Below are 24,554 nucleotides of genomic sequence, written 5' to 3' on the forward strand. Positions count from 1 at the left end.
TGCCTAGCCCTTCACGCCAGTAGTTACGTTTTCGAGCACCACGGCCAGGCCCTGCCCGACGCCGATGCAGATCGCCGCGACGCCCCAGCGCTCCCCCGAGGCCTGCAGCGACCGGGCAAGGGTGCCCAGGATCCGGGTTCCGGACGCGCCCAGCGGGTGGCCCATGGCAATAGCCCCGCCGTGCCTGTTCACAATCGCCGGATCAATGCCCCAGGCGTTAATGCAGGCCAGCGACTGCGCGGCGAACGCTTCGTTAAGTTCGACGGCGCCCACCTGGTCCCAGCCGATGCCCGCCTTGGCGAGGGCCTTGTTCGCCGCCTCCACCGGGGCGAAGCCGAAGTACTGCGGATCATTGCCGTGCGCGCCGCGCCCGGCAATCCTGGCCAAAGGCTCCAGCCCCAGCAGCCCCGCGGCACTTTCACTGCCCACCCAGGCCGCGGAGGCGCCGTCGGACAGCGGGGACGCGTTGCCCGCCGTGACCGTACCGCCCACCTCTGCGCCCTCGGGCTCTGAACGGAACACCGTCTTCAGGGCCGCCAGCTTCTCAGCCGTGGAACCGGGGCGGATGCCCTCGTCCCGCACCAGGTCCGTGCCCGGAACCGGGGCCACCAGGTTGTCGTAGAAACCCTCGTCCCACGCCGCGGCGGACAGGTTGTGGGAGTTCGCGGCGAACTCATCCTGCGCCTGCCGGGTCACACCGTACTTTTCACGGAGCCGCTCGGTGGCCTCGCCCAGGGAGATGGTCCACTCCTTGGGCATCGCCTTGTTCACCAGGCGCCAGCCCAGGGTGGTGGAAGCCAGGGTCATGTCCCCGGCCGGGTAGGGCTTCTCCGTCTTCGGCAGCACCCACGGCGCACGGGACATCGACTCAGCGCCGCCCACCAGCACCAGGTCCGCGTCACCGGTGTTGATCTGGCGTGAAGCGATGATCGCAGCATCCAGGGACGAGCCGCACAGCCGGTTCACCGTGGTGCCCGGGATCGAGACCGGCAGCCCGGCCAGCAGGGTGCCCATCCGGGCGATGTTGCGGTTCTCCTCGCCGGCGCCGTTGGCGTTGCCGAACACCACCTCATCGATCCGCTCCGGATCCAGTCCCGAAGCGCGCTTCACGGACTCCCGGATCACATGCGCGGCGAGATCGTCGGGGCGGACGGCGGCGAGGCCGGAGCCGAACTTCCCGAAAGGGGTGCGCACGGCGTCGTACACAAAAGCCTGGTTCATGACTGTTCCTCTGATTCTGTCCGGTTCCCAACTAGGTCGCAGTAAGTGTCGTTATGAGGGCTCAAAACGACACTTAGTGCTACCTAGTTGGGTGGGGTGGGGGTGTCTGTGGCCGCGGGTGCGGTGTCCATGTCGCGGAACACCTGCTGGGCCGTTTTGAAGGCGGTGTTTGCGGAGGGGACCCCGCAGTAAATGGCGGTCTGGAGCAGGATTTCCTTGATCTCATCCCGGCTCAGGCCGTTGGTGAGGGCCGCGCGGATGTGCATGGCGAGCTCTTCCCAGTGCCCGTGGGCCACCATGGCCGTGATGGTGACGGCGGACCGCATCTGCCGGGAAAGTCCGGGCCGGGTCCAGATGCCGCCCCACGCGATCCGGGTGATCATGTCCTGGAAATCGTCGGTGAATTCGTCCTTGTTGGCGTTGGCGCGGTCCACGTGCGCATCGCCCAGGACTTCGCGGCGGACCATCATGCCGCCGTCGTAGATCTCCTGGCCGGTGGCACCCGGCTGGACAACACCATGCCGCTCCATGCCGCTCATTTCGCTGCCGCCCGGGACTCGGTCCAGGAGATGAGGTTACGGAGCAGGTCGGCCACGTGCCCGGGGGCTTCGAACGGGGCCAGGTGGGCCACTCCGCTTAGGGTCGCGGCGTTGGCGGTGCCCCCGCCGGCGGCGATGCCCGCGGCAATTTCCTCCGCGAACGACGGCGGCGCAACAGTATCCTCCGCACCTGCCAGGGCCTGCGTGGGGACGCGGATGCTGCCGAGGTCTGCGCGGACGTCAAAGGCAGCCAGGGCTTCGCAGCAGAACGCGTAGCTGAAGCGGTCGGCGTCGCGCAGGGCGTGCAGGAGGCGGCTGCTCCGGGCCGGTTCGCGGTCCATGAACCCCTTCGCGAACCAGCGCTCGGCCGAGCCCTGGATCATCACGGGGGTGCCCTGGGCGCGGACCGTTTCGGCCCGTTCCAGCCAGCCTTCGGGAGTGCCGAGCTTGGCTCCGGAGCACTGCACGGAGAGGCTCTGAAGGCGTTCGCCGTGCTTGATGCCGAGCTGCAGCCCGGTGGCGCCGCCCAGGGAAACCCCGGCGTAGTGGAAGGCGGCGCCGGGGGCGATGGAGTCCACGAGGTCAACCACGGCATCGGCGAGGTCGGCAACGAGGAAGGTTTCGGTTGCGGCCGGCGAGACGCCGTGGCCGGGAAGGTCCCAGGCCACCACGTCGTAATCGGTGCCGAGCAGGGTGGCCGCCTCGGTCCACAGGAGGGTGGAGGTGCCGAGGGACGGTCCCGCGACCAACAGTGGCCTCTCGCCCAGCGGGCGTTGCGGGGACAGCAGCACTGCCTTCAGGGTGGGTCTAGCCACGGTTGGCTCCGTTCGGGGTAGCGGTTGCAAAATCGGCGTAGGCGGCCAGGATGCGGCGTGAAATCCCGTCGGCCTCGCCCAGGTAGCTGGCGGGATCCAGGAGTTCGTCCAGCCGGAGGTCGGGAAGCAGCCCGGCCGGCACGGCCTCGCGGAGCAGTTTGCGGTAGGTGGCGCCCTGTTCCGCCGCGGGTGCCTGGAGGGTCTGGTCCACCACGTCCTGGAGCTGCTGCTTGCCGGTGCGGCCGTCCTTCTCCTCGAGCAGGGGTGAGACGGCGGCGTTGACGCCCTCGGCCAGCAGCAGCGGACCGGCGAGGTCCAGGTTGCGGCGCATTGCTTGCGGGAAGACCTGCAGCCCTTCGGCGAGCTCCCGGAGGTGGCCGGCAGCGCCGAGGGTGAGGGCGAGGAGCTGCCGGAGCGCGGGCCATTCGGTGTGCCATGCACCGTCCGGGCGTTCGTCGTTGAAGTTGGCGGCCGCGAGGTGCAGCTGTGCCACCAGCTGCGGTCCCTGCAGCGCCGCGCTGCGGACCAGCACGGACAGCACGGGGTTCTGCTTCTGCGGCATGGCCGAGGACACGCCGCGGCCCGCAGCCCGCGGCTCGGCGAGCTCGGCCACCTCCGGCCTGCTCAGGAACAGCACGTCCGCCGCGATCTTGCCGAAGGCGTCCAGCACCGACGCCAGGGCATGTCCCAGCGAGGTGACGGCCAGCCGGTTGGTGTGCCACGGCGCGGGAGCGGCGGCGAGTCCCAGCTGGGAGGCAAGCGATTCGGCGAGGGTGAACGGCGTGGCGGGGGAATCGGCGGTCAGGACGGTGCCGGCGGCCAGCGTGCCCGCCGCGCCGCCGAACTGGACCGGCAGCTCCAGGTTTTCCAGCTGGCGGCCGGCCGCGGCCACGCCCTGGAACCATTGGGCGGCCCGGAGCCCGAATGTGAACGGCAGCGAGTGCTGCGTCAGGCTCCTGCCCACGCACAGCGTGTCCGCATGCTGTTCCGCCAAGGCGGCGAGCGCCGCCGTCGCCCGCTTCACGTCGGCGAGGACCGCCCCAACGGTGGTGTGGGCCATCAGCATCAGCGCGGTGTCCAGCACGTCCTGGCTGGTGAGCGACGTGTGGACAGCCTTTCCGGCGCCGATGCCCTCGGTGTCCAGGGCCGCCACGTGCTTGCGGAGGTCGGACAGCAGGGGGATGACCGGGTTTCCGCCGCCCTGGGCGCGGAGCGCCACATCGGCCAGGTCGTAGCGTCCCGCCTCGGCGGCGGAGGCCACGACGGCGGCGGCTCCGGCGGGCGCCAGTCCCGCCTTTTCCAGCACAACGGCCCAGCCGGACTCGACGGCGAGGATCGCCGCCAGCACCGCGCGGTCCCCGGTCAGCGCAGCCACCAGGGGCGACGCCGAAACGGGGCTCAGCAGTCCGGCGTCGCCGCCGGCACCGCTTCCGAAGTTGCCCGGGACGCCGGAGGTCACTGGAAGTCCAGGAAGACTGTTTCGCCCTCACCCTGGAGGCGGATGTCAAAGGTCAGTCCGCCGTCGGGATCCCGCCGGGCGATCAGGGTTTTCCGGCGCTCCGGCTCCAGGGAGGCCAGCAGCGGGTCCTTGGCCAGGGCCTCCTGGTCCTCCGGCAGGTAGATGCGGGTGAAGAGCCGGTTGGTGAGGCCGCGGGCAAAGATGGCCACCGAGATGAACGGTGCGGCGCCCGGCGAGGTAGGGCCCGGGTTGACCGTGGTGAACGTGTACACGCCGGAGTAGCCTACGGCGCCGCGGCCCCAGCCCGTGAAGGAGTACCCGTCACGGTGGAACGAACCGGTCTTCTGGACGATGTTGCCCTGGGCGTCGGGCTGCCAGATCTCCAGGATGGCGTCCGGCACTGTCTCCCCGGCGCCGTCGTACACGGTGCCCTGAAGGCGGATGGATCCGGGCGAGCCGGGGGCGAGGAGTTCGTTGTCCTTTTCGAACGGCAGGGCGTACCCGTAGAACGGGCCCACGGTCTGGCCGGGCGTGGGGACAAGCTGCGTGGTCTGGTTGCTCATGTTCCTATTCCTCGTCACCCTCTGCGCCCAGCGCTTCGTTCTCGGTCCACGTCCGCTTGGGACCTGTCAGGACAATGTCCCAGTTGTATCCCAGCGCCCATTCGGGCTCCGTGAGGCTGTGGTCATAGTTGGCCACCAGCCGGTCGCGGGCGTCCTGGTCCACGATGGTCTGGTAGATGGGGTCCAGCGGGAAGAGCTGGTCCCCGGGGAAGTACATCTGGGTGATGATGCGCTGGGTGAACTCGGTGCCGAACAGCGAGAAGTGGATGTGCGCTGGACGCCAGGCGTTCAGGTGGTTCTTCCACGGGTAGGCGCCGGGCTTGATGGTGGTGAACCGGTAGGAGCCGTCCGGGCCGGTGATGCAGCGGCCGATGCCGGTGAAGTTGGGGTCGATCGGCGCGGGGTGCTGGTCGCGCTTGTGGATGTAGCGGCCGGAGGCGTTGGCCTGCCAGATCTCCACCAGCTGCCCGGCTACCGGGCGGCCGTCGCCGTCCAGGACCTTGCCGGCGACGATGATCCGCTCGCCCTGGGGTTCGCCGTTGTGCTGGATGGTGAGGTCCGATTCCAGCGCGTGCACGTCCTGGTGCCCGAAGGCCGGCGAGTACAGCTCGATGGTTTCCGGGTCCGCGTGGTGCAGGCTCTTGGTGGGGTGGCGCAGGATGCTGCTGCGGTACGGCGGGTAGTCCAGGCGGGGCTGGGTCTCGGCCGGGGCACCGTCTTTGAGTGCCCGCTTGTAGGCGTCGGCCAGGCCGTTGATCTCGTCGCTGAGGTCCTGCTGTGTTTCCACGGCGCGGTCCAGCTGCGCGTGTCCTGCCTTGGGTTCGGCAGCCGGTACAAGCTCGTCCGTCTGCGCGGTAGTTTCGTGCGGCACGGCTGGCTCCTTTCTGGTGTTCGGTCTCGTTTGGGAAGGTGTGCGGGTCTGGCGGTCAATCGCGCCGGTCAGTGGCGCTGGAGGGATGCGTGCTGGCGGTGGTCGTACTGGACGGCATGCCGGACCGGGGCGTTGGGGGCCCCGTACCCGTCGTAGCTGCCGCGGCGTTCCACCATCTCGAAGAACACGCTGCCCACCGTGGCGGTGTAGAAGTGCAGGAATTCCCCGCTGGCATCGCGGTCGTACAGGAGGTTGAGTTCCTGCAGGGTGGCCAGGAACCCGGGTTCCAGGTCGAACCGGGCATCGAGGTCCTCGTAATAGTTGGCCGGGATCTGCAGGAACTCCAGGCCCCGCTCCCGGGCGGCCCGGGCGGTGGCCACGAGGTTGTCCACGGCGAAGGCGATGTGTTCCTGGTAGGTTTTCCGGACTTCGCTCTGCGCCTGCTGCGCCGGTGCCAGGTTCAGCACCAGCCGCACGGCGCCGTCGGTGGTCTGCATGACCTGTGAGCGGACCAGCCCGCTGGGGCTGGGAACTTCGGCGAAGGGCTGCGGCTCCAGGGCCAGGGCGCTGGTGTAGAAAAGTACGGCTTCGTCAAAGTGCTGCCACGGCTGCGCCAGGTTGACGTGGTCGATGACGGCGCCGGCTCCGCTCGAGGAGCGCTCCAGGCCCCCGCCGAGCTCACCGGCCTGCCGGAATTCAGCAGTCCACGCCGCGGTGCCGTCCGGGCTGCCCTGGCACAGGAAGATTTCGGTGGAGTCCGGGGCCGAGATGCCCTGGAACACTTCCTCGTCGGCCTGGACCTTGCGGGCCACCACCGGTGCCTTGAGCTGCTGGGCCCGGGCGGACGCAATGACCGGCGAATCGACGTCGAAGCCCAGCGCGGCGATGGCGGGTTCGGCATGCGAGGCCGCCTGCTCGTTGATGATCACGCGGGCCTGGCCCATGGTCCAGAGCTGGACGTCCTTGGTGCGGTGCCGGCCCTCGAATGCGAAGCCGAGCTGGCCCAGGAGCTTCTCGAGCTGCGCGGTATCGTCCGCCTTCACCTCGGCGAAGTTGAAGCCGGCCGGTTCGTTCACCTTGGGCAGGGTGGCCAGTTCCATGGGATAACGACGGCGGATGGCGGCACTGCCGCCCCCTTCGGCTTCCGCCGCGGCGGCGAGCCATTTGGCGCTCTGTTCCTCCAGCCAGATCAGCGAGCGCATGGCGTCCACGGCGGTACGGTCAACATCCGACTGGCGGAAGACGTCGTTGAAGACCTCCAGGGAGACCGGGCCGGTGTAGCCGGCGCGGACCACGTGGCCCATGAATTTGGCGAGCTCGAACTGGCCCTCGCCCGGAAACACGCGGTAGTGGCGGCTCCAGGAGAGCACGTCCATGGTGAGTTTCGGGGCATCTGCCACCTGGACGAAGAAGATCTTGTCCGCGTTGATGTCCTCGATGGGCGCCGTATCCCAGTCGCGGGACAGGATGTGGAAGGAGTCCAGGCAGGTCCCAAGGTTGGGATGGTCCACCATCTCCACCAGGCGGTAGGCGTGCTCGTAGTCGTTGACGTACTTGCCCCAGGCCAATGCTTCGTAGGCCACCTTGATGCCGTGGTCGCCGGCCAGCTCGGCAAGCTGCGCCAACTGTGAGGCCCTGAGTCCGTCGTCGTCAATGGTTGCCGTGGCAACGTTGGAGCAGACCAGGATGGTGTCCATGCCAAGGCGGGACATCAGCCCGAATTTTGCCTCGGCCCGCCGGAGGTTGGCCTTGAGCAGGTCCGGCGTGACGCCGTCGAAATCGCGGAACGGCTGGTAGAGGTCAAGGCCCAGGCCCAGGTCAGCGGCCATCTTCCGGACATCCTCGGGACCCAGGGTGGAGGTGACCAGGTCCTGCTCAAAGATCTCAATGCCGTCGAACCCTGCAATGGCGCAGGCCTGCATCTTTTCCTTCAGCGTGCCGGAGAGGCAGACGGTGGCGATTCCGGTGCGCATCAGGCTGCCACCTCCTCGGCGGCCACGAGTTCCAGGAAATGCGAGCGCATGCGGTCCGGGTCCGGTTCCAGTCCGGTGAAGATCCGGAAGGCGTCGGCGGCCTGGCCCACTGCCATGCGGCCTCCGTCCAGCACGGCGCAGCCCTTGGCCCGGGCGCCCCGGACCAGTTCGGTGTCGATGGGGCGGTAGACGATGTCCGCAACCCAGTGCCGGGCTTCCAGCAGGCCAAGGTCCAGCGGGACGCCGGGGTGCGCGGCCATGCCAACGGGGGTGCAGTGCACCAGGCCGTCGGTGAGCGGCATCAGCTGCGGCAGCTCCGCCGTCGTATGGGCTGTGACGGTGCTGTCCGGAAAGAAACCGGCCAGTTCGGCGGCGCGCTCAGCGGCGCGCTCAGGAGCCACGTCCACCAGGTCGAGTGCCTTGACGCCGGCGGAGAGCAGGGCGTAGGCGACGGCTGAACCGGCACCGCCGGCTCCGAGCTGGACCACGCGGTCCAGCTTCGCGCCGGGGAGGCCGGAAGCGAGGGCGGCGCCGAAGCCGGAGAAGTCAGTGTTGTGGCCGATGAAGCGGCCGTCCTCGATCACCACGGTGTTGACGGCGCCAAGCTTCAGGGCGTCCGGGGAGATGACATCCAGGTACTGCAGGACCAGCTGCTTGCAGGGGTGGGTGATGTTCAGTCCGTTGAAGCCGAGGGCGCGGGCGTTCTGGAGCAACTGGCCGACGGATTCGCCCGGCAGGCCCAGTTCCAGGAGGTCGATGGGGCGGTAAAGGTAGCGCAGGCCCTGCACATCACCTTCGCGTTCGTGCATGTAAGGGGTGAGTGACGGCGTCACGCCATCGCCGACCAGTCCCACCAGGTAGGACTCAGTTCGATTACTCATCCGTGCAGCTCCTTTGGTAACGGCACCGGAAGCGGACGTCCGCGCGTGGCGGAAGGTGCGGTTCCGGTGTTGGAAATAACAGTACAACAATTGTTCATCTATCGCACTAGCGTTCGTCATACGAACAGTTAGCGTTGCGGCAGCCGTGCGGCCAGCTCCGCGGCAGCGTCCTGCAGCAGCGGCACGTGCGCTTCCAGTGCCTCCAGGCTCAGGCGGAAGACCGGAACCGCAGTGGCCAGGGAGGCAAAGGCGTGGCCCTGGCCATTCAGCAGGGGCACGGCAACGGCGCGCATGCCGGCCTCGTTCTCCTCGTCCATCACCGCATAGCCCCGGCGGCGCGTGCGTTCAATCTCGTCGCGGAACAGTTGCCTGTCGGTGATGGATTTATCGGTCAATGCCTCCAGCGGCAGCTCCGCCAGCAGCCGCTCGCGCTCCGCATCCTCCGCGAAAGCCACCAGGGCCTTGCCCACCGCGGTGGTGGAGAGGGAGCCCAGATGCCCGGGGTCGGAGGTGACGCGGAAGATCTGCGGACCGTCCACCTTGTTGACGGTGAGGTGGTGGTTCCCGTCGCGGACGCTCAGAATCGTCGCCTCACCCGTCTGCTCGGTCACGCGCCGCAGCACAGGCATGGCCGTGCCGGCAAAGCCGTGGTGGTTGGAAACCCGCTGGCCCAGCTGGAAGATCCGCAGCCCAAGATGGTAGCGGCGGCCATCCGGTTCATAATCCACGAACCCGTCCCGGGCCAGCGAGCCAAGGAGCCGGTACGTGGTGCTGAACGGCAGCTCCGCGCGGCGTGAAATCTCCGCCGCGCTGGCGCCCCGGGGCTCATCCCCCAGGAGGACCAGGAGGCTCAGCGCCTTGCCCACCATGTCCGTGCGGTCGGCCTTTTTCCCTGCAGTCCCGGACCCGCGGGCATCAGCGGGAACATCATCGGCCACTGTGGTTTGGTTCACACTCATACCTCGATGTTGCCACAATGTGAGAGCTATTTCTAGATCGTGATTATTTTCTTGACAGGTGACAGCCCTCACAGCCATCATTGCTGTATCGCACAAGCAGCTCTCACCATGCGGCTACTTGTCCCGGATCTACTGTTCGATCCAGCGCATAGCGCCCCCGCCCGCACCCAGGCGGCTGCGACCAAGTTTTAAATTCGCGACAATGTCGTCACACAAAGGAACTCCATGAGCCAGACACTTCCGTCCGCCGGAGCGGGCACCGCCACCCATGGCGGGACGCCCAAGAAGGCGGCCCTCGCCAGCTTCCTGGGCAGCGCCGTCGAATACTACGACTTCTTCATCTTCGGCTCCGCAGCCGCGCTGATCTTCCCCACCGTCTTCTTCCCGGACGCTGATGCCAACGCCGCCATCATGTCCTTTGCAACCTTTGGTTTCGCATACGTCGCGCGCCCCGTGGGCGCCGTGATCCTGGGCCACTTCGGCGACCGGGTGGGCCGGCGGAAAGTCCTGATGTTCACCCTGCTGCTCATGGGTGCCTCCACGTTCCTCATCGGCTGCCTGCCCGACTTCAACACCGTGGGCTGGTGGGCTCCGGCACTACTGGTGCTGGCGCGGCTCTGCCAGGGCCTTTCCGCCGCCGGCGAGCAGGCCGGAGCGTCCTCCATGACCCTCGAGCACGCCCCGGACAACCGCCGCTCCTTCTTCACCTCCTGGACCCTCACCGGCACCCAGGGCGGCCAGATCCTCGCAGCCCTGGTCTTCATCCCCGTCCTCGCCCTCCCGGACGAGATCAAGTACGGCATCGGCTGGCGCATCCCGTTCTGGCTCAGCGCCGTCGTGGTGGTTGTTGCGTTCTTCATCCGCCGCACCCTGCACGAGCCCCCCGCGTTCGAGGAAGCCCAGAAGTCCGCCCAGATCTCCAAACTCCCCGTGGCCGACCTCCTCAAGGCCCACTGGCGCGACGTCCTGCGCGTTATCTGCTGTGCCTTCATCGCCGCCGTTTCCACCGTGTTCGGCACCCTCGCCATCAGCTACGCCAAGACCGTTGCCGGCGTTGACGGCACCACCACCCTCTGGCTCGTGGTGGGCGCCAACCTCGTGGCCCTGGGAACCCAGCCACTGTTCGGCATGCTGGCGGACAGGATCGGACGCAAGCCGGTGTTCATCTATGGCGCACTCTCCAGCGCCGCCCTCACCCCGCTATTCCTGCTCAGCCTCGAATCCGGCAGCGTCCCCCTGATGTTCCTCGCCGCCATCGGTTTCTTCTCCTGCGGTTACGCCGCCTCCAACGCCGTCTGGCCGTCCTTCTACGCCGAGATGTTCAGCACCAAGGTCCGCTTCTCCGGCCTGGCCATCGGCACCCAGCTGGGCTTCCTGATGGCGGGCTTCGCACCGGCCATCGTTGCAGCCATGGGCGGCATCAAGCCCGGCGGCTGGGTCCAGATCAGCGTCTTCACCGCCGTCATCTGCTCGATCGCGGCCATCTCGGCCCTTACTGCCAAGGAAACCTTCAAGGTTCCCACCAAGCAGCTCGGCCTGAAGTAGCGGTCCGCCCGGCTGGACGTACGGGTCCAGCCAGCCTTGAAGCCGGAAAGCCCGCCATTCCCCCAAATGGCGGGCTTTCCCTTTCCTGAGCAGGCACGTCATCAAATTCTCCAATTGGAGGCAGGGAAGGCTACCCTAAGTAGTCCCCTTTTTTTCCTGCCCTTCCCCGGGGCAGCCCTGCTAGGCGGTTTCAGTGCGTTCCTTCCTTCGTCCCCGCGTCCTCGTGGCTGCCCTGGCCACCCTTACGCTGGCCGGCTGCGGCTTCAGCGGCAACCAGGCCCAGCCTGCGCAGAGCACCGCAGCCGCGGACACCAGCCAGCGGATCGTGGTGGACAACTTCCGGGCACCGGTAGCCAACTGGGCCGTCGAATCCGACGCCGCCTACATCCTTTCCCTCTCCGGCTGCCTCGAAACCCTCACCAAATACGACCAGGCCGAGGGCAAAGTAGTTCCCTTCCTGGCCACAGAGTGGAAGCAGACCTCCCCGCTGGACTGGGACTTCAGCATCCGGCAGGACGTTTCCTTCCAGGACGGCACCGCACTCACAGCGGAGTCCGTGGTGGCTGCCCTGAACCACGTCCTGGACGCCAAGGTGCCTGCCCGCGCCTTCAACCGCACCATGATCAGCAGCGTCACCGCGCTGGACGCCACCACCGTCAGGGTGAGCACCCCGGCGGAGAACCCCCTGGTCCCGTACCGCCTGGCCAGCGTCAACACCGGCATCCTTGCCCCCGCTGCCTACAAGGACGCCGAAGTGAACCCGTTCGGGCACTGCACCGGCCCCTTTACCCCGGTTTCCGAAAAGGCCAAGCAGTCGCTGACGCTGGACCGCAACGAAAACTACTGGGGCGGCGACGTCCAGCTGGCCGGCGCCGAAATCAGGTTTATCACCAACGGCGCCACCCGCGCCGCCCAGGTGCAGACAGGCGAAGCGGACATCTCCCTGTCCATCCCGGTGGCCAGCCTCGCCGCCCTGAAGAGCGCTCCCGGCGTCACCGTGCTGGGCGCCGATTCGCCGCGCACCGCCACGCTGTACATGAACAACGGCCGCGCGCCGCTGGACAACGTCGACGTCCGCAAGGCAATCCGGGACTCCCTGGACCTGGATGCCCTGGCTGCAAGCGTCTACGAAGGCGCTGCCCTTCCCGCCACCGGTCCGTTCGCGCCGTCGGAGCCCTGGGCTGGCGAAGACCAGGAGAAGCACAAGCAGGATCTCGACGAAGCCCGCAAGCTGCTGGCGTCCGCCGGGTACACCGCGGACCGCCCATTGGAAATCATCGCCATCGTGGAGCGCGCGGAATTCGCCGACGTTGCCGCCGTCATCCAGGAGAACCTGAAGAACATCGGCATCCCGCTGTCCATCCAGGCCAAGGAATACGCCTCCGCCGAACCGGACGTCATGGCCGGCAACTACGACATGCTGCTCAGCCAGCGGAACCGGCTGATCGACATCGCAGACCCCATCGGCTTCCTCACCGCGGACTACACCTGCAAGGGCACCTACAACCTGAGCCACTTCTGCGACGCGGAGTACGACAGGATCATCGCCGAAGCTGCCACAACCATTGATGCCAACGAACGCTACAAGCTGTACGCGGAAGCAGGCCGGATCCTCCAGGACAAGGCGGTCAACGCCTGGCTCGTGAACGAACAGGCCACCGACGCGGTGCGCACCAACGTCCTCTCCTACGTCCAGGACCCGCTGTCCCGCTACGTCCTGACGGCGAACACGGCAAAGTCCGCCTCCTAGTCCTCCGGGATACACCGCATGCTGCAGTTCATCACCAAACGGACCGCCACCCTGCTGGCCGCCGTTGCCGTGTCCTCCTTTGCGGTGTTCCTGATCCCCTACGTCACCCCGGGCGATCCTGTCCGGAAGATCATCCGCTCGCGGGTGGCGGGGGATGCGGTGGATGAGTCGGCTGTCCGGAGCCTCGCCGAGAGCCTGGGCCTGAACGACCCCCTGGCCGCGCAATACCTCCGCTGGCTGGGCGATTTCTTCACCGGCGACATGGGGCTGTCCTTTGTCAGCCGGACTCCCGTGGCGGAGCAGGTGCTGCCGGCACTGGCCGTCACGTTGAGCCTGGTGGCCATGTCGCTGGCGCTGGCCGCGGCGGTGGCCCTTCCGCTCGGCATCATCTCCGGGCTCCGGCCGGGCAGCATGGCGGACAAGGCGATTACCGCCGTCACGCAGGCCTTCATTGCGATGCCGGAATACTGGGTGGCGCCCGTCCTGGTCCTGGTGTTCGCCCTCAAGCTGTCCGTGCTGCCCACCGCCGGCTGGAACGACCTCTCATCGGCTGTGCTTCCGGCCCTGACCCTGGCCCTGCGGCCCATCAGCTTTTTCACCTCCGCGGTCCGCGCCGGAATCATTGACGCCGCCGGCGCCGATCACGTCTCGGCGGCCCGGGCGCGCGGCCTGAGCCATGCACAATCCATCCTGCGGCACGTCATTCCGAACGGACTGGTGCCCCTGTCCACCCTCTTCGCCGTGTGGTTCGCCGGGCTGTTGGGCGGTTCGGTGATCGTGGAGGTGATCTTCGCCGTGCCGGGCATGGGAAGGCTGCTCTTTGACTCCGTGATCAACAGCGATATCCCGCTCGCCCAGGGCGGGGTGGTGGTGGTTGTGGCCCTCGCCGTCGGCGTGACCACCCTGGCGGACTTCGTCCACCGCTTCCTCAGCCCTACAGTGGGAGACTCCCTTGCGTAGCCGGAGCATCGTCACCACCCTGGCCGCGGCAGTCCTTGCCCTGATCGTCCTGGCGGTGCTGCTGGCGCCGTGGATCTCGCCCTACCCGCCGGCAGAACAGAACCTGGCGCAGCGCCTGGCTGCGCCCTCGGCCGCGCACTGGCTGGGCACGGACAACCTGGGACGGGACACCCTGAGCCGGATCCTGGAGGGCGGCCGGTTCTCCATGTCCGTGGCCGCACTGGCCACCGTGCTGACCTGCCTGTTGGGGGTGGCGGTCGGAATCGTCAGTGCGCGGCGGCGCGGCTGGGTGGATGAATTCCTGACCCGCACCAATGACGTCCTGCTCGCACTGCCGGAAATGGTGGTGGCGCTGTTCATCGTGGCTGCGCTCGGCACCGGGTTCGGTCCCCTGCTGCTGGCGCTCACGGTCACCGGCTGGACGCCCTTCGCCCGGCTGGCACGGACCCTGGCGTATGACATCTCCGCCCGCGGCTTCGTGGACGCCGCACGCGTGGTGGGCTGCACGCCGTCGTTCATCATTTTCCGCCATGTCCTGCCGCACCTCGCCGCCCCCGTCCTGGGCCAGGCGACGCTGCGGTTCGGGCACCTGCTGATCAGCGTGGGCGCCCTCTCCTACCTGGGACTCGGTGTCCAGCCGCCGCAGTCCGACTGGGGCTCCATGCTGGCCGCCGCCCAGCCCTTCGCCGACCGCGCGCCGCTCGGCATCCTTGCCCCTGGCCTTGTCATCTTCACCGTGGCCCTCTGCGTCACGCTGCTGGGCCAGCGCGCGGCGCGCATGGCAGCCGCTCCCCTGCTGATTCCGGCGGCGGCAGACGCATGAGCACGCCGCTGGTCCTCGAGGACGTGGAAGTCAGCCTGACAAGCGACGACGGCGGGCGGCGGGGAAGGCCGGTGCTGTCCAGCGTCTCGCTGTCCGTGGATCCGGGCGAGTTCGTGGCACTGGTGGGCAGTTCAGGATCGGGCAAGACCCTGACCGCCATGTCCTGCCTCCGCCTGCTCCCGCCGCAGCTGGAGATCACGGCCGGTTCCATCCGGCTTGCCGGCCTTGACCTGGTGCAAGCCACGGAACCGGAGCTCAATACGGTCCGCGGGGGCCGGCTGGGAATGCTGTTCCAGCAGCCCAAGCGGATGTTCAACCCGAACCGGACCATCGGCCACCACCTTCGGGAGCCCCTGCGCCTTCATGGCGGGCTCCGCGGGCCGAAGGCCAGGGCCAAGGCAGTGGAGCTGCTCGAGGAGGTGGGCTTTTCCGATCCCGTCAGGGGGTTCCGCGCCTACCCCCACCAGCTCTCCGGCGGCATGGCACAGCGCGCCATGACGGCTTTGGCATTGGCCGGGCAGCCGGAGATGCTGCTCGCCGATGAGCCGACGTCCGCCCTGGACAAGGTGCTGGAACGCCAGGTCCTGCAGCTGCTGGACCGCGAACGCCGGGAACGCGGGCTGGGCATCCTGTACATCACCCACAACCTCGCCTCGGTGGCCGCCTACGCGGACAGGGTCCTGGTCATGAATGCCGGCAGCATTGTGGAGGCAGGCCCGGCCCACGAACTGCTCACCCGGCCGAAAACCGCGTACGCCCGGGATCTCCTGGCGGCAGCGCAGCTTGCCCCGGAGTCCCGGCGCCGTCCGTCCTCGGCGGAGCGTGACGTCCTGGTCCTGGACGGCGTGGGGAAGCGCTTTGGTCCGCGGCGGAAGCCGGGCAGCGCCGCGCTGGACGGCGTCTCCCTGTCCCTCCGCCGCGGCGAAATCCTGGGTGTGCTGGGCCAGTCAGGTTCGGGAAAAAGCACGCTGGCGAAAGCAATTGTGGGCCTCGAAGCTGCCAGCACAGGGACCATCACCCGGCAGCTGGACGGCGCCGAAGCCCAGCGGCCCACGGCCGTCCAGCTGGTGTTCCAGGAACCGCACAGTGCCTTTGACCCCCGGATGACGCTGCGGGCCAGCCTGCGGGCGCCGCTGCTGCCGCGCCGCGGGCTGACACCCGCCCAGCGGGAGGAGCGGATCGCCGCCGCCCTGGCCGAGGTGGAGCTGGACGCCGGGCTGCTGGACAAACGCCCCGGCCAATGTTCCGGCGGACAGCTTCAACGGGCCACCATTGCCCGCGCCCTCCTGCTGGAGCCGCAGGTCCTGATCTGCGACGAGGCCACCTCGGCACTGGACGCACTCACGCAGCGGACCATCCTGAACCTGCTGCTGCGGCTGCAGCGGGAGCGCAACCTGTCCCTGATCGTGATCTCCCACGACATGGATGTGGTGCGGTACATGTGCGACAGGGTTGCCGTCCTGCTCGAAGGCCGGGTGGTGGAGGTGGCGGAGACGCGTGACTTCTTCGCGGCACCCCGGCACCCGCACAGCCGGTCCCTGGTGGCTGCCTCCATCCCCTGCCGTGCTGACGGCCTGTGGTCCATGCTGGACGCCCGGAACCATGCCGCACGGGCGGGGCTGGAGCGGCAGGCTGCGGAAGGCTAGGACCGGCCGGTCGCCAGCACCGACGCCAGGTCAAAGTTGACGGGCTCCTCCAGCTGCGCGTACGTGCAGGACTCCGGGTCCCGGTCCGGCCGCCAGCGGTTGAACTGCGCCGTGTGGCGGAACCGGTCACCCTCCATGTGGTCGTACCGGACCTCCACCACAAGCTCGGGCCGCAGCGGCACAAAGGACAGGTCCTTGCCGGCACTCCAGCGGCTGCCCTCGGCGTTGCGCGGCGTCCGCCCGCCCTCTTCCTGCTTGCCCCACGCCCAGGGGTGGCCCTCGAAATCCGTGACCAGCGGCTGGAGCTGTTCGTACAGTTCCTTGCGCCGCTTCATGGGGAAGGCGCCGATGACGCCCACACTGGCCAGGCCGCCGTCGTCCTTGTACAGGCCCAACAGCAGCGAACCGATGCTGTCCGGGCCGCTCTTGTGGACCCGGTAGCCGGCCACCACACAATCCGCGGTGCGCTCGTGCTTGATCTTGAACATCACGCGCTTGTCCGGCTGGTAGGTGCCGCCCAGGGGCTTGGCCACAATGCCGTCCAGGCCTGCCCCCTCGAACTGGCTGAACCATTGCCCCGCAATGTCCTTGTCAGTCGTCGCGGCGGTGAGGTGGACCGGGGCCTTGCTGGCCGCGAGCGCCTTCTCCAGCGCCGCCCGCCGTTCAGCGAAAGGCCTGCCCGTGTAGTCGTCGTCCCCCAGCGCCAGGAGGTCGAACGCCACGAAGGAGGCCGGTGTCTGCCCCGCCAGGAGCTTCACCCGGCTGGCCGCGGGATGGATGCGCTGCTGCAGGGCGTCGAAATCCAACCGGTCCCCGGACGCGCCCACCAGCACGATCTCGCCGTCCACCACGCACCGTGCCGGAAGGTTCTCCTTCAGCGCCGCCACCAGCTCGGGAAAGTAGCGGGTCATGGGCTTTTCGTTGCGGCTGCCGATCTCCAGGTCGTCACCGTCACGGAAAATGATGGACCGGAATCCGTCCCATTTGGGCTCATAGCTGAGGTCGCCCTCCGGGATGCCGCTGACGGACTTGGCGAGCATGGGCGGGACGGGCGGCATCACGGGAAGTTCCATGCTGCCCATTCTTGCCCGGCGACTGCCCTTCGCGGAACCCCGGGGAGGCTGCCCGGGCGGGCGGCGCGGCTCAGCCGGCCAGCAGCCAGACGATCAGGACCAGCGCGGGCGCGGCGGCCGCCGTCGAGAGGAGGATGGTCTCCCGCGCCACCGCCACTCCCCGGCCGTACTTGCTGGCGAAGAGGAACGCGTTCTGGGCTGTGGGCAACGCCGCCATGAGCACCACGCCAAGGAGCATCTGCTGGTCCAGGTTGAACAGGAAGCGTCCGACGACGAACGCCACCGCCGGCATCACCGCGGACTTGAGTGCCGTGGCTGTAAGGATTTCCGCTGTATGCCCGCCGCTTTTCAGCATGCGCGTGCCGCGCAGCGACATTCCGAAAGCCAGCAGCACCACCGGCACCGCGGCTCCGCCCAGGAGGGTCAGCGGTGCCATCACCGGCTCGGGAAGCTCCACGTTGAACGCAGCGAGGACCACACCCAGGAGGGAGGCGATGATCATGGGGTTCCGGAACGGCTGGGTGAGCAACAGCCGCGGCGAGATGCGGCCCGCGGCCGAAAGATCCAGCAGCGTCAGGACCAGCGGGGCCAGCAGGAGCAGCTGGACCAGCAGAACCGGTGCCACCGGGGTTGCGTCGCCCAGGGCGTAAAGCGTGATGGGAATGCCGATGTTGTTGGCGTTGACATAGGAACTCGCCATGGCGCCAATGGCCGTTTCCGCCAAAGGACGGCGGAACCACAGGCGGCTGACGATGACGTACAGCAGGGCGGTGGCGGCCGCCGTGATCAGCGCGAGCGGCACATAGGCGGAAAAGACCACCGAGATGTCCGATTCCAGCACCACCGTGAAGAGCAGGACGGGGTTGGTGATGAAGAAGGCGGTCCGCGTCAGCGCCGACACCGTGGCCTCGCCACCCAGCCCGCACCGGGCGGCAAGATATCCCACGGCAATAACGACGCCGATCACCGCCAGCCCGATCAGCACGCCGCCCATCCGAGGCACTTCCTTCCCGTCCTTCCGCCTCCCGCCGGTGAGGCGGGAAGGCAGTACTACAAGTTACAAACTTATCCGACAAGCAGGCTCTCGCCGTCACCGCTGAACCTCAGCCCTCGACACGGCACCACTACGGACGGTAGAGGTTAACGATGGTTACCCTCGGTTTTCACGCATCGCATGAACAGATCAGTCCCGGCCAGTTGCTCAAGGACGTCCAGCACGCGGAGCGCGCCGGTTTCGATGCCGCCATGTGTTCGGACCACTTTGAGCCCTGGTCGGCACGCCAGGGGCATTCGGGCTTCGCCTGGTCCTGGCTGGGCGCCGCCTTGGCCACCACCAAGCTGAGGTTCGGGGTGGTGACGGCACCTGGCCAGCGCTACCACCCGGCCATCATCGCCCATGCCTCCGCCACGTTGTCCAGCATGTTCCCGGACCGGTTCTGGTTCGCGCCCGGCAGCGGGGAGAACATGAACGAGCACATCACCGGTGACGGATGGCCCGCGAAGGATATCCGCCAAAGGCGCCTGGAGGAGTGCGTGGACGTGATCCGCCGCCTCCACCGCGGCGAGGAGGTCACCCACCGCGGGCTGGTGACCGTGGAGCAGGCACGGATCTGGGACGTTCCCGAAAATCCGCCGCCGCTGATTGCTCCCGCTGTCAGCGTGGACACCGCCCGCCGTGCCGCCGCCTGGGCCGACGGCCTGGTCACCGTCAACCAGCCCGCCGCGAAACTACGGGAGATGCTGGCCGCGTACCGGGACAACGGCGGGCGGGGAAAGGCGGCGCTGCAGGTCCACCTTTCCTGGGCTCCCAGGGAAGCTGACGCCGCAGCCATCGCCCTGGACCAGTGGCGGACCAACACCTACGATCCGCCCATCCCTTGGGACCTGCCCACGGCTGGGCACTTCGACCTCGTGGGCGAACACGTGACAGAGGACCAGGTCCGCAAGACCGTGAACGTGTCATCGAGCCTGGACCAGCACGTTGAGTGGCTGGCGGAGTACGCCGGGCTGGGCTTCGACGAGCTGTACCTGCACTTCGTGGGGCAGGAGCAGGCTCCCTTCATCGACGCGTTTGCGGCGGAGGTCCTGCCCCGGCTGCGCGCATCCGGTGTCCCGCAGCTTGCCGGTGCCTCCACCGAACCGGCCGCCGGGGCGTCCGCATGAGGATCGCCGAGACCTCGGACCTTTGGTGGAAAAACGCTGTCATCTACTGCCTGGACGTGGAGACATTCTTTGATGACGACGGCGACGGCCTGGGTGACTTCGCGGGCCTTACCCAGCGCGTGGACTACCTGGCCGCCCTGGGCGTGACGTGCATCTGGCTCATGCCGTTCTACCCGTCCCCCGACCGGGACGACGGCTACGACGTGACCGACTTCTTTGGCGTGGATCCCCGGCTTGGCACGCTGGGAGACGTAGTGGAGTTCATCCGGGCCGCCAAGGACCGCGGCATGCGCGTGATTGCCGACTTCGTGGTCAACCACACCTCGGACCAGCACCCATGGTTTGTCGAGGCACGGAAATCAACCGACAACCCGTACCGGGACTTCTACGTCTGGCGGAAGGACACTCCCCCGGACACGTCCTCCGAGGTTGTGTTTCCCGGGGAGGAGGACTCGCTCTGGACGCAGGATGAGGCCACCGGAGAGTGGTACCTGCACATGTTCGCCAAGCACCAGCCGGACCTCAATGTGACGCACCCCGGGGTCCGTGACCAGATCGCCAAGGCCATGGGGCTCTGGCTGGAACTGGGGCTGGACGGATTCCGGCTGGACGCCGTGCCCTTCTTCCTGGAGACCCGGGGCCAGCCCAAGGACGAGGCGGCCAACCTGGATCCGCACGAGTACCTCGCCGCGCTGCGCAGCTTCGTCAGCCGCCGCAACGGCAGCGCAGTGCTCCTGGGCGAAGTGAACCTGCCGTACAAGGAACAGGTGGAGTACTTCGGCGGGCCGGAGGGCAATGAGCTGAACATGCAGTTCGACTTCATGTCCATGCAGCACATCTACCTGTCGCTGGCCCGGCAGGACGCCCGTCCGCTGGCGGAAACGCTCAAGGGCCGCCCGCCGCTCCACCCGGACAACCAATGGGCCATGTTCGTGCGCAACCACGATGAACTGACGCTGGACAAGCTCAGCGACGGCGAGCGGGAAGAGGTTTTTGCCGCCTTCGGGCCGGAGAAGAACATGCAGATCTACGGCCGTGGCCTGCGGCGGCGGCTCCCGCCGATGCTCGGCGGCGACCAGGAGCGCCTCCGGATGGTGTATTCCCTGATGTTCTCCCTGCCCGGCACCCCCGTGCTGTTTTACGGCGAAGAGATCGGAATGGGCGAGGACCTTCGGCAGAAAAGCCGGGCTGCGGTAAGGACGCCCATGCAGTGGACCAGCGAAAAGAACGGCGGATTCTCCACCGCAAAGGCCTCCGAGCTGGTGGCACCCCTGGCCAGGGGGGAGTACGGGCCGGAGCACGTCAACGCGGCAGCCGCGAAGCGGGATCCGGATTCACTGTTCAACTTCATGTCCACCGTGATCCACCGGTACCGCGAATCCCCCGAACTGGGGTGGGGGGAGTTCGCCGTCCTCGACCAGCCCGAACCCGCCGTGTTTGCGCACACATGCAGTTCCGACGGCGGCATGCTGGTCCTGCTGCACAACCTGGGCGAAGGCGCGGCAAACATCCAGGCATGCCTCAGCCCGGCGGACGGCTCTGGGCGGGGGTACAGGGACGCTGTCCTGCTGGACCTGTTCGACGGCGACAATGTTCCCCTGGAGCCCGACGGCAGCTTCAGCGTCAAGCTCGGGCGCTACGGCTACCGCTGGTTCCGTGTGCACCGGAAAGGCGACCGGCTGGCTCCCTAACGCTTCGGCACGTTAACGGGGGCGCCCGGCGCCGGCCTTTATGAAAAGATCAACCATGCGCGCCATGCAACACTCCAGCAAACTCCAGAACGTCCGGTACGAACTCCGCGGGCCCATCCTCCAGGCTGCCAAGAACATGGAGGCAGAGGGGCACCGGATCCTCAAGATGAACCTCGGGGACACCGCCCCGTTCGGACTGGAGACTCCGGAGTCGGTGGTGGTGGACATGATCCACCACCTGCGGAGCGCGCAGGGCTACAGCGATTCCAAGGGCATCTTCTCGGCCAGGACCGCCATCTCGCAGTACTACCAGACCCGTGGCCTGATGCAGATTGGCGTGGAGGACATCTTCATCGGCAACGGTGTCAGCGAGCTCATCTCCATGTGCCTGCAGGCTTTCATGGAGAACGGGGACGAAATCCTGGTCCCCGCACCGGATTATCCCCTCTGGACGGCCGCCGTCACCCTGACAGGGGGCGTGCCCGTGCACTATCTCTGTGACGAGGCCGAGAACTGGTGGCCTGATATGGCGGACGTCGAGGCCAGGATCACCAGCCGCACCAAGGGGATTGTGATCATCAACCCCAATAATCCAACCGGTGCGGTCTACCCCCGGCAGGTGCTGGAGCAGTTCGCGGCGCTGGCCCGGAAGCACAACCTGGTCCTGTTCTCGGACGAGATCTACGAGAAGGTGCTCTACGAAGACGCGCAGCATATCCACACCGCGTCCGTAGCCGAGGATGTCTGCTGCCTGACGTTCAGCGGCCTCTCCAAGGCCTACCGGATGCCCGGATACCGGGCGGGGTGGGTGGCCGTCACCGGGCCGCTGGCCGCCACCGCGGCCTACCGTGAGGGCCTGGAACTGCTGGCGTCCCTGCGGCTGTGCCCAAACGTTCCCGCCCAGCACGCCATCCAGACGTGCCTTGGCGGTTACCAAAGCATTGAGGCGCTGGTCCAGCCGGGCGGGCGGCTGCGGGAACAGCGGGACCTCGCGTTCAAGCTCCTGACGGCCATTCCCGGCGTTACTTGCGTCCCGGCGTCGGGGGCCATGTACCTCTTCCCCCGCCTGGACCCGGAACTGTACCCGATCGCCAGCGACGAGCAGTTCGTCCTGGACCTCCTGCAGGAACAGAAGATCCTGGTCTCCCACGGCTCGGCGTTCAACTGGCCGGCGCCGGACCACTTCCGGTTCGTGATCCTGCCGTCCGTGCTGGACATCGAGGAGGCAGTGGGCCGGATCTCCACGTTCCTGTCCGGCTACCGCAACCGCGCGGCGGCCTAGCCGGAACGCTGCCTCAGGGCGTCGGCGAGCCGCAGCAGGGTCCCGGCCTCCGCCACGATCAGGTCCTGTGTGGAGGCGGAAACGCTGACACTGCGCCGCCTGCTGTCCTGCTCCTGGTTCCGGATGCCGACGGCGATGGCGCTCATCAGGTCCGCATCCTCCGCCGTGGCAAGGTCGCTGCCGATGAGCTGGACCAGCACCTTCAACCCGGCCAGTCGGCGCTGCGGATCAGCGTCGTTGAGGGCGGAATCAATGGCCCACTGCGCGCGCTTCCACCACTGGTCCCGCCGGTCTGCCCGGTCCCGCTGCCGGTACGCCAGGAAGGCGACCAGCACCACACCGAAGGTTGCCAGCGGCGCCAGCGCCGCCGCAGCCAGCACCGACGTCCAGATCCCCTGCACGATCTCCATGGGTCTACCTTAGGGGCCCGCCCGCGCCGGCCCCGCGGACACCTGCCGTGCCGGAGAAACACCGCCGGTTCGAAGAACTAACCGGTACCTAACCGCGGGGAAACCAGCACGCAACATTGCCCGGCCACACTGATAGTGCAGGCAAGAGCCGGCACCAGCCCCAGCCAGGAGGCCCCGCCATGTTGAAGAAAGCGACCACGCATGTAACCAGAGTCCGCGCCCTGGACCAGCTCCACCGCGGCGATGAAATCGAAGCCCGCCTTTCCGTCGGGCCTTCCTACGACGACGTGGTGATCCGACGCGGCAGCGTCCAGGAAACGGCGCCGGGCATCGGCGTCGTCTGGATCATGGACCGGGTCACGGGCCTGCGGAAAGCAATCAATACGGACGAATGCAGCGTGTGGCGGGTCGCCTGAGGCCGGCCGCCAGTAAACCTTTTCCGGGCAGTACACACCGCGGAGGCGGGCGCAGTCAGTAAGGACTGCCCGCAGCCGCGGCGGAGTGACGCTCAGCCGCCGGCCACCGACTGGATGATCAGCACCTCCTGGCCCGGCACTACCTCGGTTTCCAGCCCCCGCAGCCGCCGCACCTCATCGCCGTCCACGTAGATATTGACGAAGCGGCGCAGCGCGCCCGTTTCGTCGCGCAGCCGCCTGGCAAGCACCGCGTAGCCGGAGGTCACGGAATCCAGCAGCTTATCCACCGTCATCGGCCCGTCGGCGGGCGCAGTCAGTACGGACTGCCCGCCGGCCAGTGGCTGCAGGACGCCGGGAAGCACCACCGTGATGTCAGGCACCGGCCACCGCTGCGGCCCGCACGCAGAGAACGTCCGGCAGGTGGGCTGCCACTTCCCTGAACGTTTCGCCCTCGTCCGCACTGGCATAGACGCTGCCGCCGCGCGTGCCGAAGTACACGCCGGCAGGCTCCGCCGTGTCCACCGAGGCAGCGTCGCGCAACACGCTGTTGTACTCGGCCGTTGGCAGCCCGGAGGACAGCCGCTTCCACGTGGATCCTGCGTCATCCGTGCGGTGGACGGCGAGTTCGCCGTCGGGGGGAATGCGTTCCCCATCTGCTTTCAGCGGCACAACCCAGGCCGTTCCCTCGCGGCGGGGATGCGTCAGCATCACAAAGCCGAAGTCGGCCGGCAGCCCATCCGCTATCGAGGTCCAGTTGTCCGCATTGTCGTCCGTGCGGTACACGCCGTGGTGGTTCTGCGCGTACAGGCGTCCGTCCACCGCGTGGTCGGCCGCAATCTTGTGGACGCATTGGCCGAACTCGGGATTGGGGTCCGGCATGAAGTAGGCGGAGATCCCCTTGTTGCGGGCCTCCCAGGAGGTGCCGCCGTCGAGCGAGCGGTACACGCCGCCGGTGCTCATGGCCACGTGGACCGTTTCCCCGGCCGGGTGGACCACAATGGAGTGGGCGGCCGCGCCGCCGTAGCCTGCACCCCATTCGCTGCGGTGCGGATGGTCCCACAGGCCCCGGTTCAGTTCGAAGTGTTCGCCGCCGTCCGTGGATTTCCACACGGAGATGGGTTCCGCTCCGGCCCACACCACTCCCGGACGGGAATCGGCATCGGGATCGGGATAAATCTGCCAGATGCGCTCCAGCGCGGCGCCGGTGTCCTCCGGAAATTTGATGGCGCCCTGTTCCGGCTCGGACCAGGTGGCACCGAGATCATCGGAATGTGCAACGGTGGGACCCCAATGCTCGTTCCGGACGCCCACCATGATCCGGGTTCGGCCGTCCCTGGTATCAATCCCGATGCTGGGAACCTCGCTCATGAGGAAATGCGGGCCGGTAAACGACCAGTCGCGCCTGTCCTGGCTGGTGGCCAGCCACAGCCCTTTTTTGGTGCCGATCGCTAAGACAAAACTCTCTGCGGATGCCATGCCCACCATGCAACCACCGCGGTGGGCTGCCCGCAACG

The 24,554-nt window shown here is 67.7% G+C and carries 23 protein-coding genes; 9 read left to right on the forward strand and 14 right to left on the reverse strand.

What is annotated here, in order from left to right:
* Positions 1 to 3: 3 nt before the first annotated feature.
* From ACZ9BC_RS00590 to ACZ9BC_RS00630, 9 genes are all read right to left on the reverse strand, one after another.
* Positions 4 to 1,221: a thiolase family protein gene (locus ACZ9BC_RS00590; protein ID WP_476244278.1), complete on the reverse strand. Its 1,218-nt coding sequence runs from the start codon at positions 1,219 to 1,221 to the stop codon at positions 4 to 6.
* Between the two features lie 83 nt (positions 1,222 to 1,304).
* The gene (gene pcaC, locus ACZ9BC_RS00595; RefSeq protein ID WP_476244279.1) at positions 1,305 to 1,760 is read right to left on the reverse strand and encodes a 4-carboxymuconolactone decarboxylase; all 456 of its coding nucleotides are present in this window, start codon (positions 1,758 to 1,760) and stop codon (positions 1,305 to 1,307) included.
* Positions 1,757 to 2,575, reverse strand: a complete 819-nt coding sequence (locus tag ACZ9BC_RS00600; protein ID WP_476244280.1) for an alpha/beta fold hydrolase — start codon at positions 2,573 to 2,575, stop codon at positions 1,757 to 1,759. Before ACZ9BC_RS00600 ends, pcaC begins: the two co-directional genes overlap by 4 nt.
* Positions 2,568 to 4,034, reverse strand: a complete 1,467-nt coding sequence (locus ACZ9BC_RS00605) for a lyase family protein (RefSeq protein ID WP_476244281.1) — start codon at positions 4,032 to 4,034, stop codon at positions 2,568 to 2,570. The genes ACZ9BC_RS00600 and ACZ9BC_RS00605 overlap by 8 nt, the downstream gene beginning before the upstream one ends.
* Entirely contained in the window at positions 4,031 to 4,597 is a 567-nt protein-coding gene (gene pcaG, locus ACZ9BC_RS00610; protein ID WP_115526088.1) for a protocatechuate 3,4-dioxygenase subunit alpha, read from the reverse strand. The genes ACZ9BC_RS00605 and pcaG overlap by 4 nt, the downstream gene beginning before the upstream one ends.
* A gap of 4 nt (positions 4,598 to 4,601) precedes the next feature.
* Complete coding sequence (gene pcaH, locus ACZ9BC_RS00615) at positions 4,602 to 5,468, reverse strand: protocatechuate 3,4-dioxygenase subunit beta (protein WP_079598059.1); 867 nt, start codon at positions 5,466 to 5,468, stop codon at positions 4,602 to 4,604.
* A 68-nt stretch (positions 5,469 to 5,536) separates the two neighbouring features.
* Complete coding sequence (locus ACZ9BC_RS00620; RefSeq protein WP_476244282.1) at positions 5,537 to 7,441, reverse strand: bifunctional sugar phosphate isomerase/epimerase/4-hydroxyphenylpyruvate dioxygenase family protein; 1,905 nt, start codon at positions 7,439 to 7,441, stop codon at positions 5,537 to 5,539.
* Positions 7,441 to 8,322: a shikimate dehydrogenase gene (locus ACZ9BC_RS00625; RefSeq protein WP_476244283.1), complete on the reverse strand. Its 882-nt coding sequence runs from the start codon at positions 8,320 to 8,322 to the stop codon at positions 7,441 to 7,443. The genes ACZ9BC_RS00620 and ACZ9BC_RS00625 overlap by 1 nt, the downstream gene beginning before the upstream one ends.
* Positions 8,323 to 8,450: 128 nt before the next feature.
* Positions 8,451 to 9,281, reverse strand: a complete 831-nt coding sequence (locus tag ACZ9BC_RS00630; RefSeq protein WP_476244284.1) for an IclR family transcriptional regulator — start codon at positions 9,279 to 9,281, stop codon at positions 8,451 to 8,453.
* A 225-nt stretch (positions 9,282 to 9,506) separates the two neighbouring features.
* Here ACZ9BC_RS00630 and ACZ9BC_RS00635 point away from each other — a divergent pair, with 225 nt between their 5' ends.
* From ACZ9BC_RS00635 to ACZ9BC_RS00655, 5 genes are all read left to right on the forward strand, one after another.
* Positions 9,507 to 10,826: an MFS transporter gene (locus tag ACZ9BC_RS00635; protein WP_476244285.1), complete on the forward strand. Its 1,320-nt coding sequence runs from the start codon at positions 9,507 to 9,509 to the stop codon at positions 10,824 to 10,826.
* A gap of 193 nt (positions 10,827 to 11,019) precedes the next feature.
* Positions 11,020 to 12,576, forward strand: coding sequence for an ABC transporter substrate-binding protein (locus tag ACZ9BC_RS00640; RefSeq protein WP_476244286.1), 1,557 nt, complete (start codon positions 11,020 to 11,022; stop codon positions 12,574 to 12,576).
* An 18-nt stretch (positions 12,577 to 12,594) separates the two neighbouring features.
* A complete protein-coding gene (locus tag ACZ9BC_RS00645; RefSeq protein WP_476244287.1) occupies positions 12,595 to 13,536 on the forward strand; it encodes an ABC transporter permease in 942 nt (313 codons plus the stop codon).
* A complete protein-coding gene (locus ACZ9BC_RS00650) occupies positions 13,529 to 14,359 on the forward strand; it encodes an ABC transporter permease (protein ID WP_476244288.1) in 831 nt (276 codons plus the stop codon). The genes ACZ9BC_RS00645 and ACZ9BC_RS00650 overlap by 8 nt, the downstream gene beginning before the upstream one ends.
* Positions 14,356 to 16,005, forward strand: coding sequence for an ATP-binding cassette domain-containing protein (locus ACZ9BC_RS00655; RefSeq protein ID WP_476244289.1), 1,650 nt, complete (start codon positions 14,356 to 14,358; stop codon positions 16,003 to 16,005). The genes ACZ9BC_RS00650 and ACZ9BC_RS00655 overlap by 4 nt, the downstream gene beginning before the upstream one ends.
* Here the strand turns inward: ACZ9BC_RS00655 and ACZ9BC_RS00660 are convergent.
* Positions 16,002 to 17,078, reverse strand: coding sequence for an ATP-dependent DNA ligase (locus tag ACZ9BC_RS00660; RefSeq protein WP_476244290.1), 1,077 nt, complete (start codon positions 17,076 to 17,078; stop codon positions 16,002 to 16,004). The genes ACZ9BC_RS00655 and ACZ9BC_RS00660 overlap by 4 nt on opposite strands.
* Before the next feature lie 70 nt (positions 17,079 to 17,148).
* Complete coding sequence (locus tag ACZ9BC_RS00665; protein WP_476244291.1) at positions 17,149 to 18,072, reverse strand: AEC family transporter; 924 nt, start codon at positions 18,070 to 18,072, stop codon at positions 17,149 to 17,151.
* 152 nt (positions 18,073 to 18,224) lie between these two features.
* Between ACZ9BC_RS00665 and ACZ9BC_RS00670 the strand changes: the two genes are divergently transcribed.
* From ACZ9BC_RS00670 to ACZ9BC_RS00680, 3 genes are read left to right on the forward strand one after another with little or no spacing between them, the layout of a single operon-like run.
* On the forward strand, positions 18,225 to 19,241 hold the full coding sequence (locus ACZ9BC_RS00670; RefSeq protein WP_476244292.1) for a TIGR03885 family FMN-dependent LLM class oxidoreductase: 1,017 nt from the start codon (positions 18,225 to 18,227) through the stop codon (positions 19,239 to 19,241).
* Entirely contained in the window at positions 19,238 to 20,932 is a 1,695-nt protein-coding gene (locus ACZ9BC_RS00675) for an alpha-amylase family protein (RefSeq protein WP_476244293.1), read from the forward strand. Before ACZ9BC_RS00670 ends, ACZ9BC_RS00675 begins: the two co-directional genes overlap by 4 nt.
* Positions 20,933 to 20,987: 55 nt before the next feature.
* Positions 20,988 to 22,214 carry a pyridoxal phosphate-dependent aminotransferase gene (locus ACZ9BC_RS00680; RefSeq protein WP_476244294.1) on the forward strand — a complete coding sequence of 409 codons (1,227 nt, stop codon included), beginning with the start codon at positions 20,988 to 20,990 and terminating at the stop codon, positions 22,212 to 22,214.
* Here ACZ9BC_RS00680 and ACZ9BC_RS00685 read toward each other — a convergent pair.
* Entirely contained in the window at positions 22,211 to 22,624 is a 414-nt protein-coding gene (locus tag ACZ9BC_RS00685) for a hypothetical protein (RefSeq protein WP_476244295.1), read from the reverse strand. The two genes, ACZ9BC_RS00680 and ACZ9BC_RS00685, sit on opposite strands and share 4 nt — an antisense overlap.
* Before the next feature lie 179 nt (positions 22,625 to 22,803).
* On the opposite strand from ACZ9BC_RS00685, the gene ACZ9BC_RS00690 reads away from it, so the two are divergent.
* Positions 22,804 to 23,040 carry a hypothetical protein gene (locus ACZ9BC_RS00690; protein ID WP_476244296.1) on the forward strand — a complete coding sequence of 79 codons (237 nt, stop codon included), beginning with the start codon at positions 22,804 to 22,806 and terminating at the stop codon, positions 23,038 to 23,040.
* A 92-nt stretch (positions 23,041 to 23,132) separates the two neighbouring features.
* On the opposite strand, the gene ACZ9BC_RS00695 is transcribed toward ACZ9BC_RS00690, so the two are convergent.
* Together ACZ9BC_RS00695 and ACZ9BC_RS00700 are read right to left on the reverse strand one after the other, a co-directional pair.
* A complete protein-coding gene (locus ACZ9BC_RS00695; protein WP_476244297.1) occupies positions 23,133 to 23,420 on the reverse strand; it encodes a MoaD/ThiS family protein in 288 nt (95 codons plus the stop codon).
* Entirely contained in the window at positions 23,413 to 24,525 is a 1,113-nt protein-coding gene (locus ACZ9BC_RS00700; RefSeq protein WP_476244298.1) for a WD40/YVTN/BNR-like repeat-containing protein, read from the reverse strand. The genes ACZ9BC_RS00695 and ACZ9BC_RS00700 overlap by 8 nt, the downstream gene beginning before the upstream one ends.
* Positions 24,526 to 24,554 lie beyond the last annotated feature (29 nt).

Source organism: Pseudarthrobacter sp. TE3704 (assembly GCF_056279405.1).

Excerpts from the sequence above, each read along its gene's own strand:
- ACZ9BC_RS00620 (WP_476244282.1), bottom strand. The coding sequence starts at position 7,441 with ATGCGCACCGGAATCGCCACCGTCTGCCTCTCCGGCACGCTGAAGGAA.
- ACZ9BC_RS00625 (WP_476244283.1), bottom strand. The coding sequence starts at position 8,322 with ATGAGTAATCGAACTGAGTCCTACCTGGTGGGACTGGTCGGCGATGGC.
- ACZ9BC_RS00670 (WP_476244292.1), top strand. The coding sequence starts at position 18,225 with ATGGTTACCCTCGGTTTTCACGCATCGCATGAACAGATCAGTCCCGGC.
- ACZ9BC_RS00645 (WP_476244287.1), top strand. The coding sequence starts at position 12,595 with ATGCTGCAGTTCATCACCAAACGGACCGCCACCCTGCTGGCCGCCGTT.
- ACZ9BC_RS00700 (WP_476244298.1), bottom strand. The coding sequence starts at position 24,525 with ATGGTGGGCATGGCATCCGCAGAGAGTTTTGTCTTAGCGATCGGCACC.
- pcaC (WP_476244279.1), bottom strand. The coding sequence starts at position 1,760 with ATGAGCGGCATGGAGCGGCATGGTGTTGTCCAGCCGGGTGCCACCGGC.
- ACZ9BC_RS00690 (WP_476244296.1), top strand. The coding sequence starts at position 22,804 with ATGTTGAAGAAAGCGACCACGCATGTAACCAGAGTCCGCGCCCTGGAC.
- pcaG (WP_115526088.1), bottom strand. The coding sequence starts at position 4,597 with ATGAGCAACCAGACCACGCAGCTTGTCCCCACGCCCGGCCAGACCGTG.
- ACZ9BC_RS00675 (WP_476244293.1), top strand. The coding sequence starts at position 19,238 with ATGAGGATCGCCGAGACCTCGGACCTTTGGTGGAAAAACGCTGTCATC.
- ACZ9BC_RS00685 (WP_476244295.1), bottom strand. The coding sequence starts at position 22,624 with ATGGAGATCGTGCAGGGGATCTGGACGTCGGTGCTGGCTGCGGCGGCG.
- ACZ9BC_RS00590 (WP_476244278.1), bottom strand. The coding sequence starts at position 1,221 with ATGAACCAGGCTTTTGTGTACGACGCCGTGCGCACCCCTTTCGGGAAG.
- ACZ9BC_RS00655 (WP_476244289.1), top strand. The coding sequence starts at position 14,356 with ATGAGCACGCCGCTGGTCCTCGAGGACGTGGAAGTCAGCCTGACAAGC.
- ACZ9BC_RS00680 (WP_476244294.1), top strand. The coding sequence starts at position 20,988 with ATGCGCGCCATGCAACACTCCAGCAAACTCCAGAACGTCCGGTACGAA.
- ACZ9BC_RS00665 (WP_476244291.1), bottom strand. The coding sequence starts at position 18,072 with ATGGGCGGCGTGCTGATCGGGCTGGCGGTGATCGGCGTCGTTATTGCC.
- ACZ9BC_RS00630 (WP_476244284.1), bottom strand. The coding sequence starts at position 9,281 with ATGAGTGTGAACCAAACCACAGTGGCCGATGATGTTCCCGCTGATGCC.
- ACZ9BC_RS00660 (WP_476244290.1), bottom strand. The coding sequence starts at position 17,078 with ATGGAACTTCCCGTGATGCCGCCCGTCCCGCCCATGCTCGCCAAGTCC.
- ACZ9BC_RS00635 (WP_476244285.1), top strand. The coding sequence starts at position 9,507 with ATGAGCCAGACACTTCCGTCCGCCGGAGCGGGCACCGCCACCCATGGC.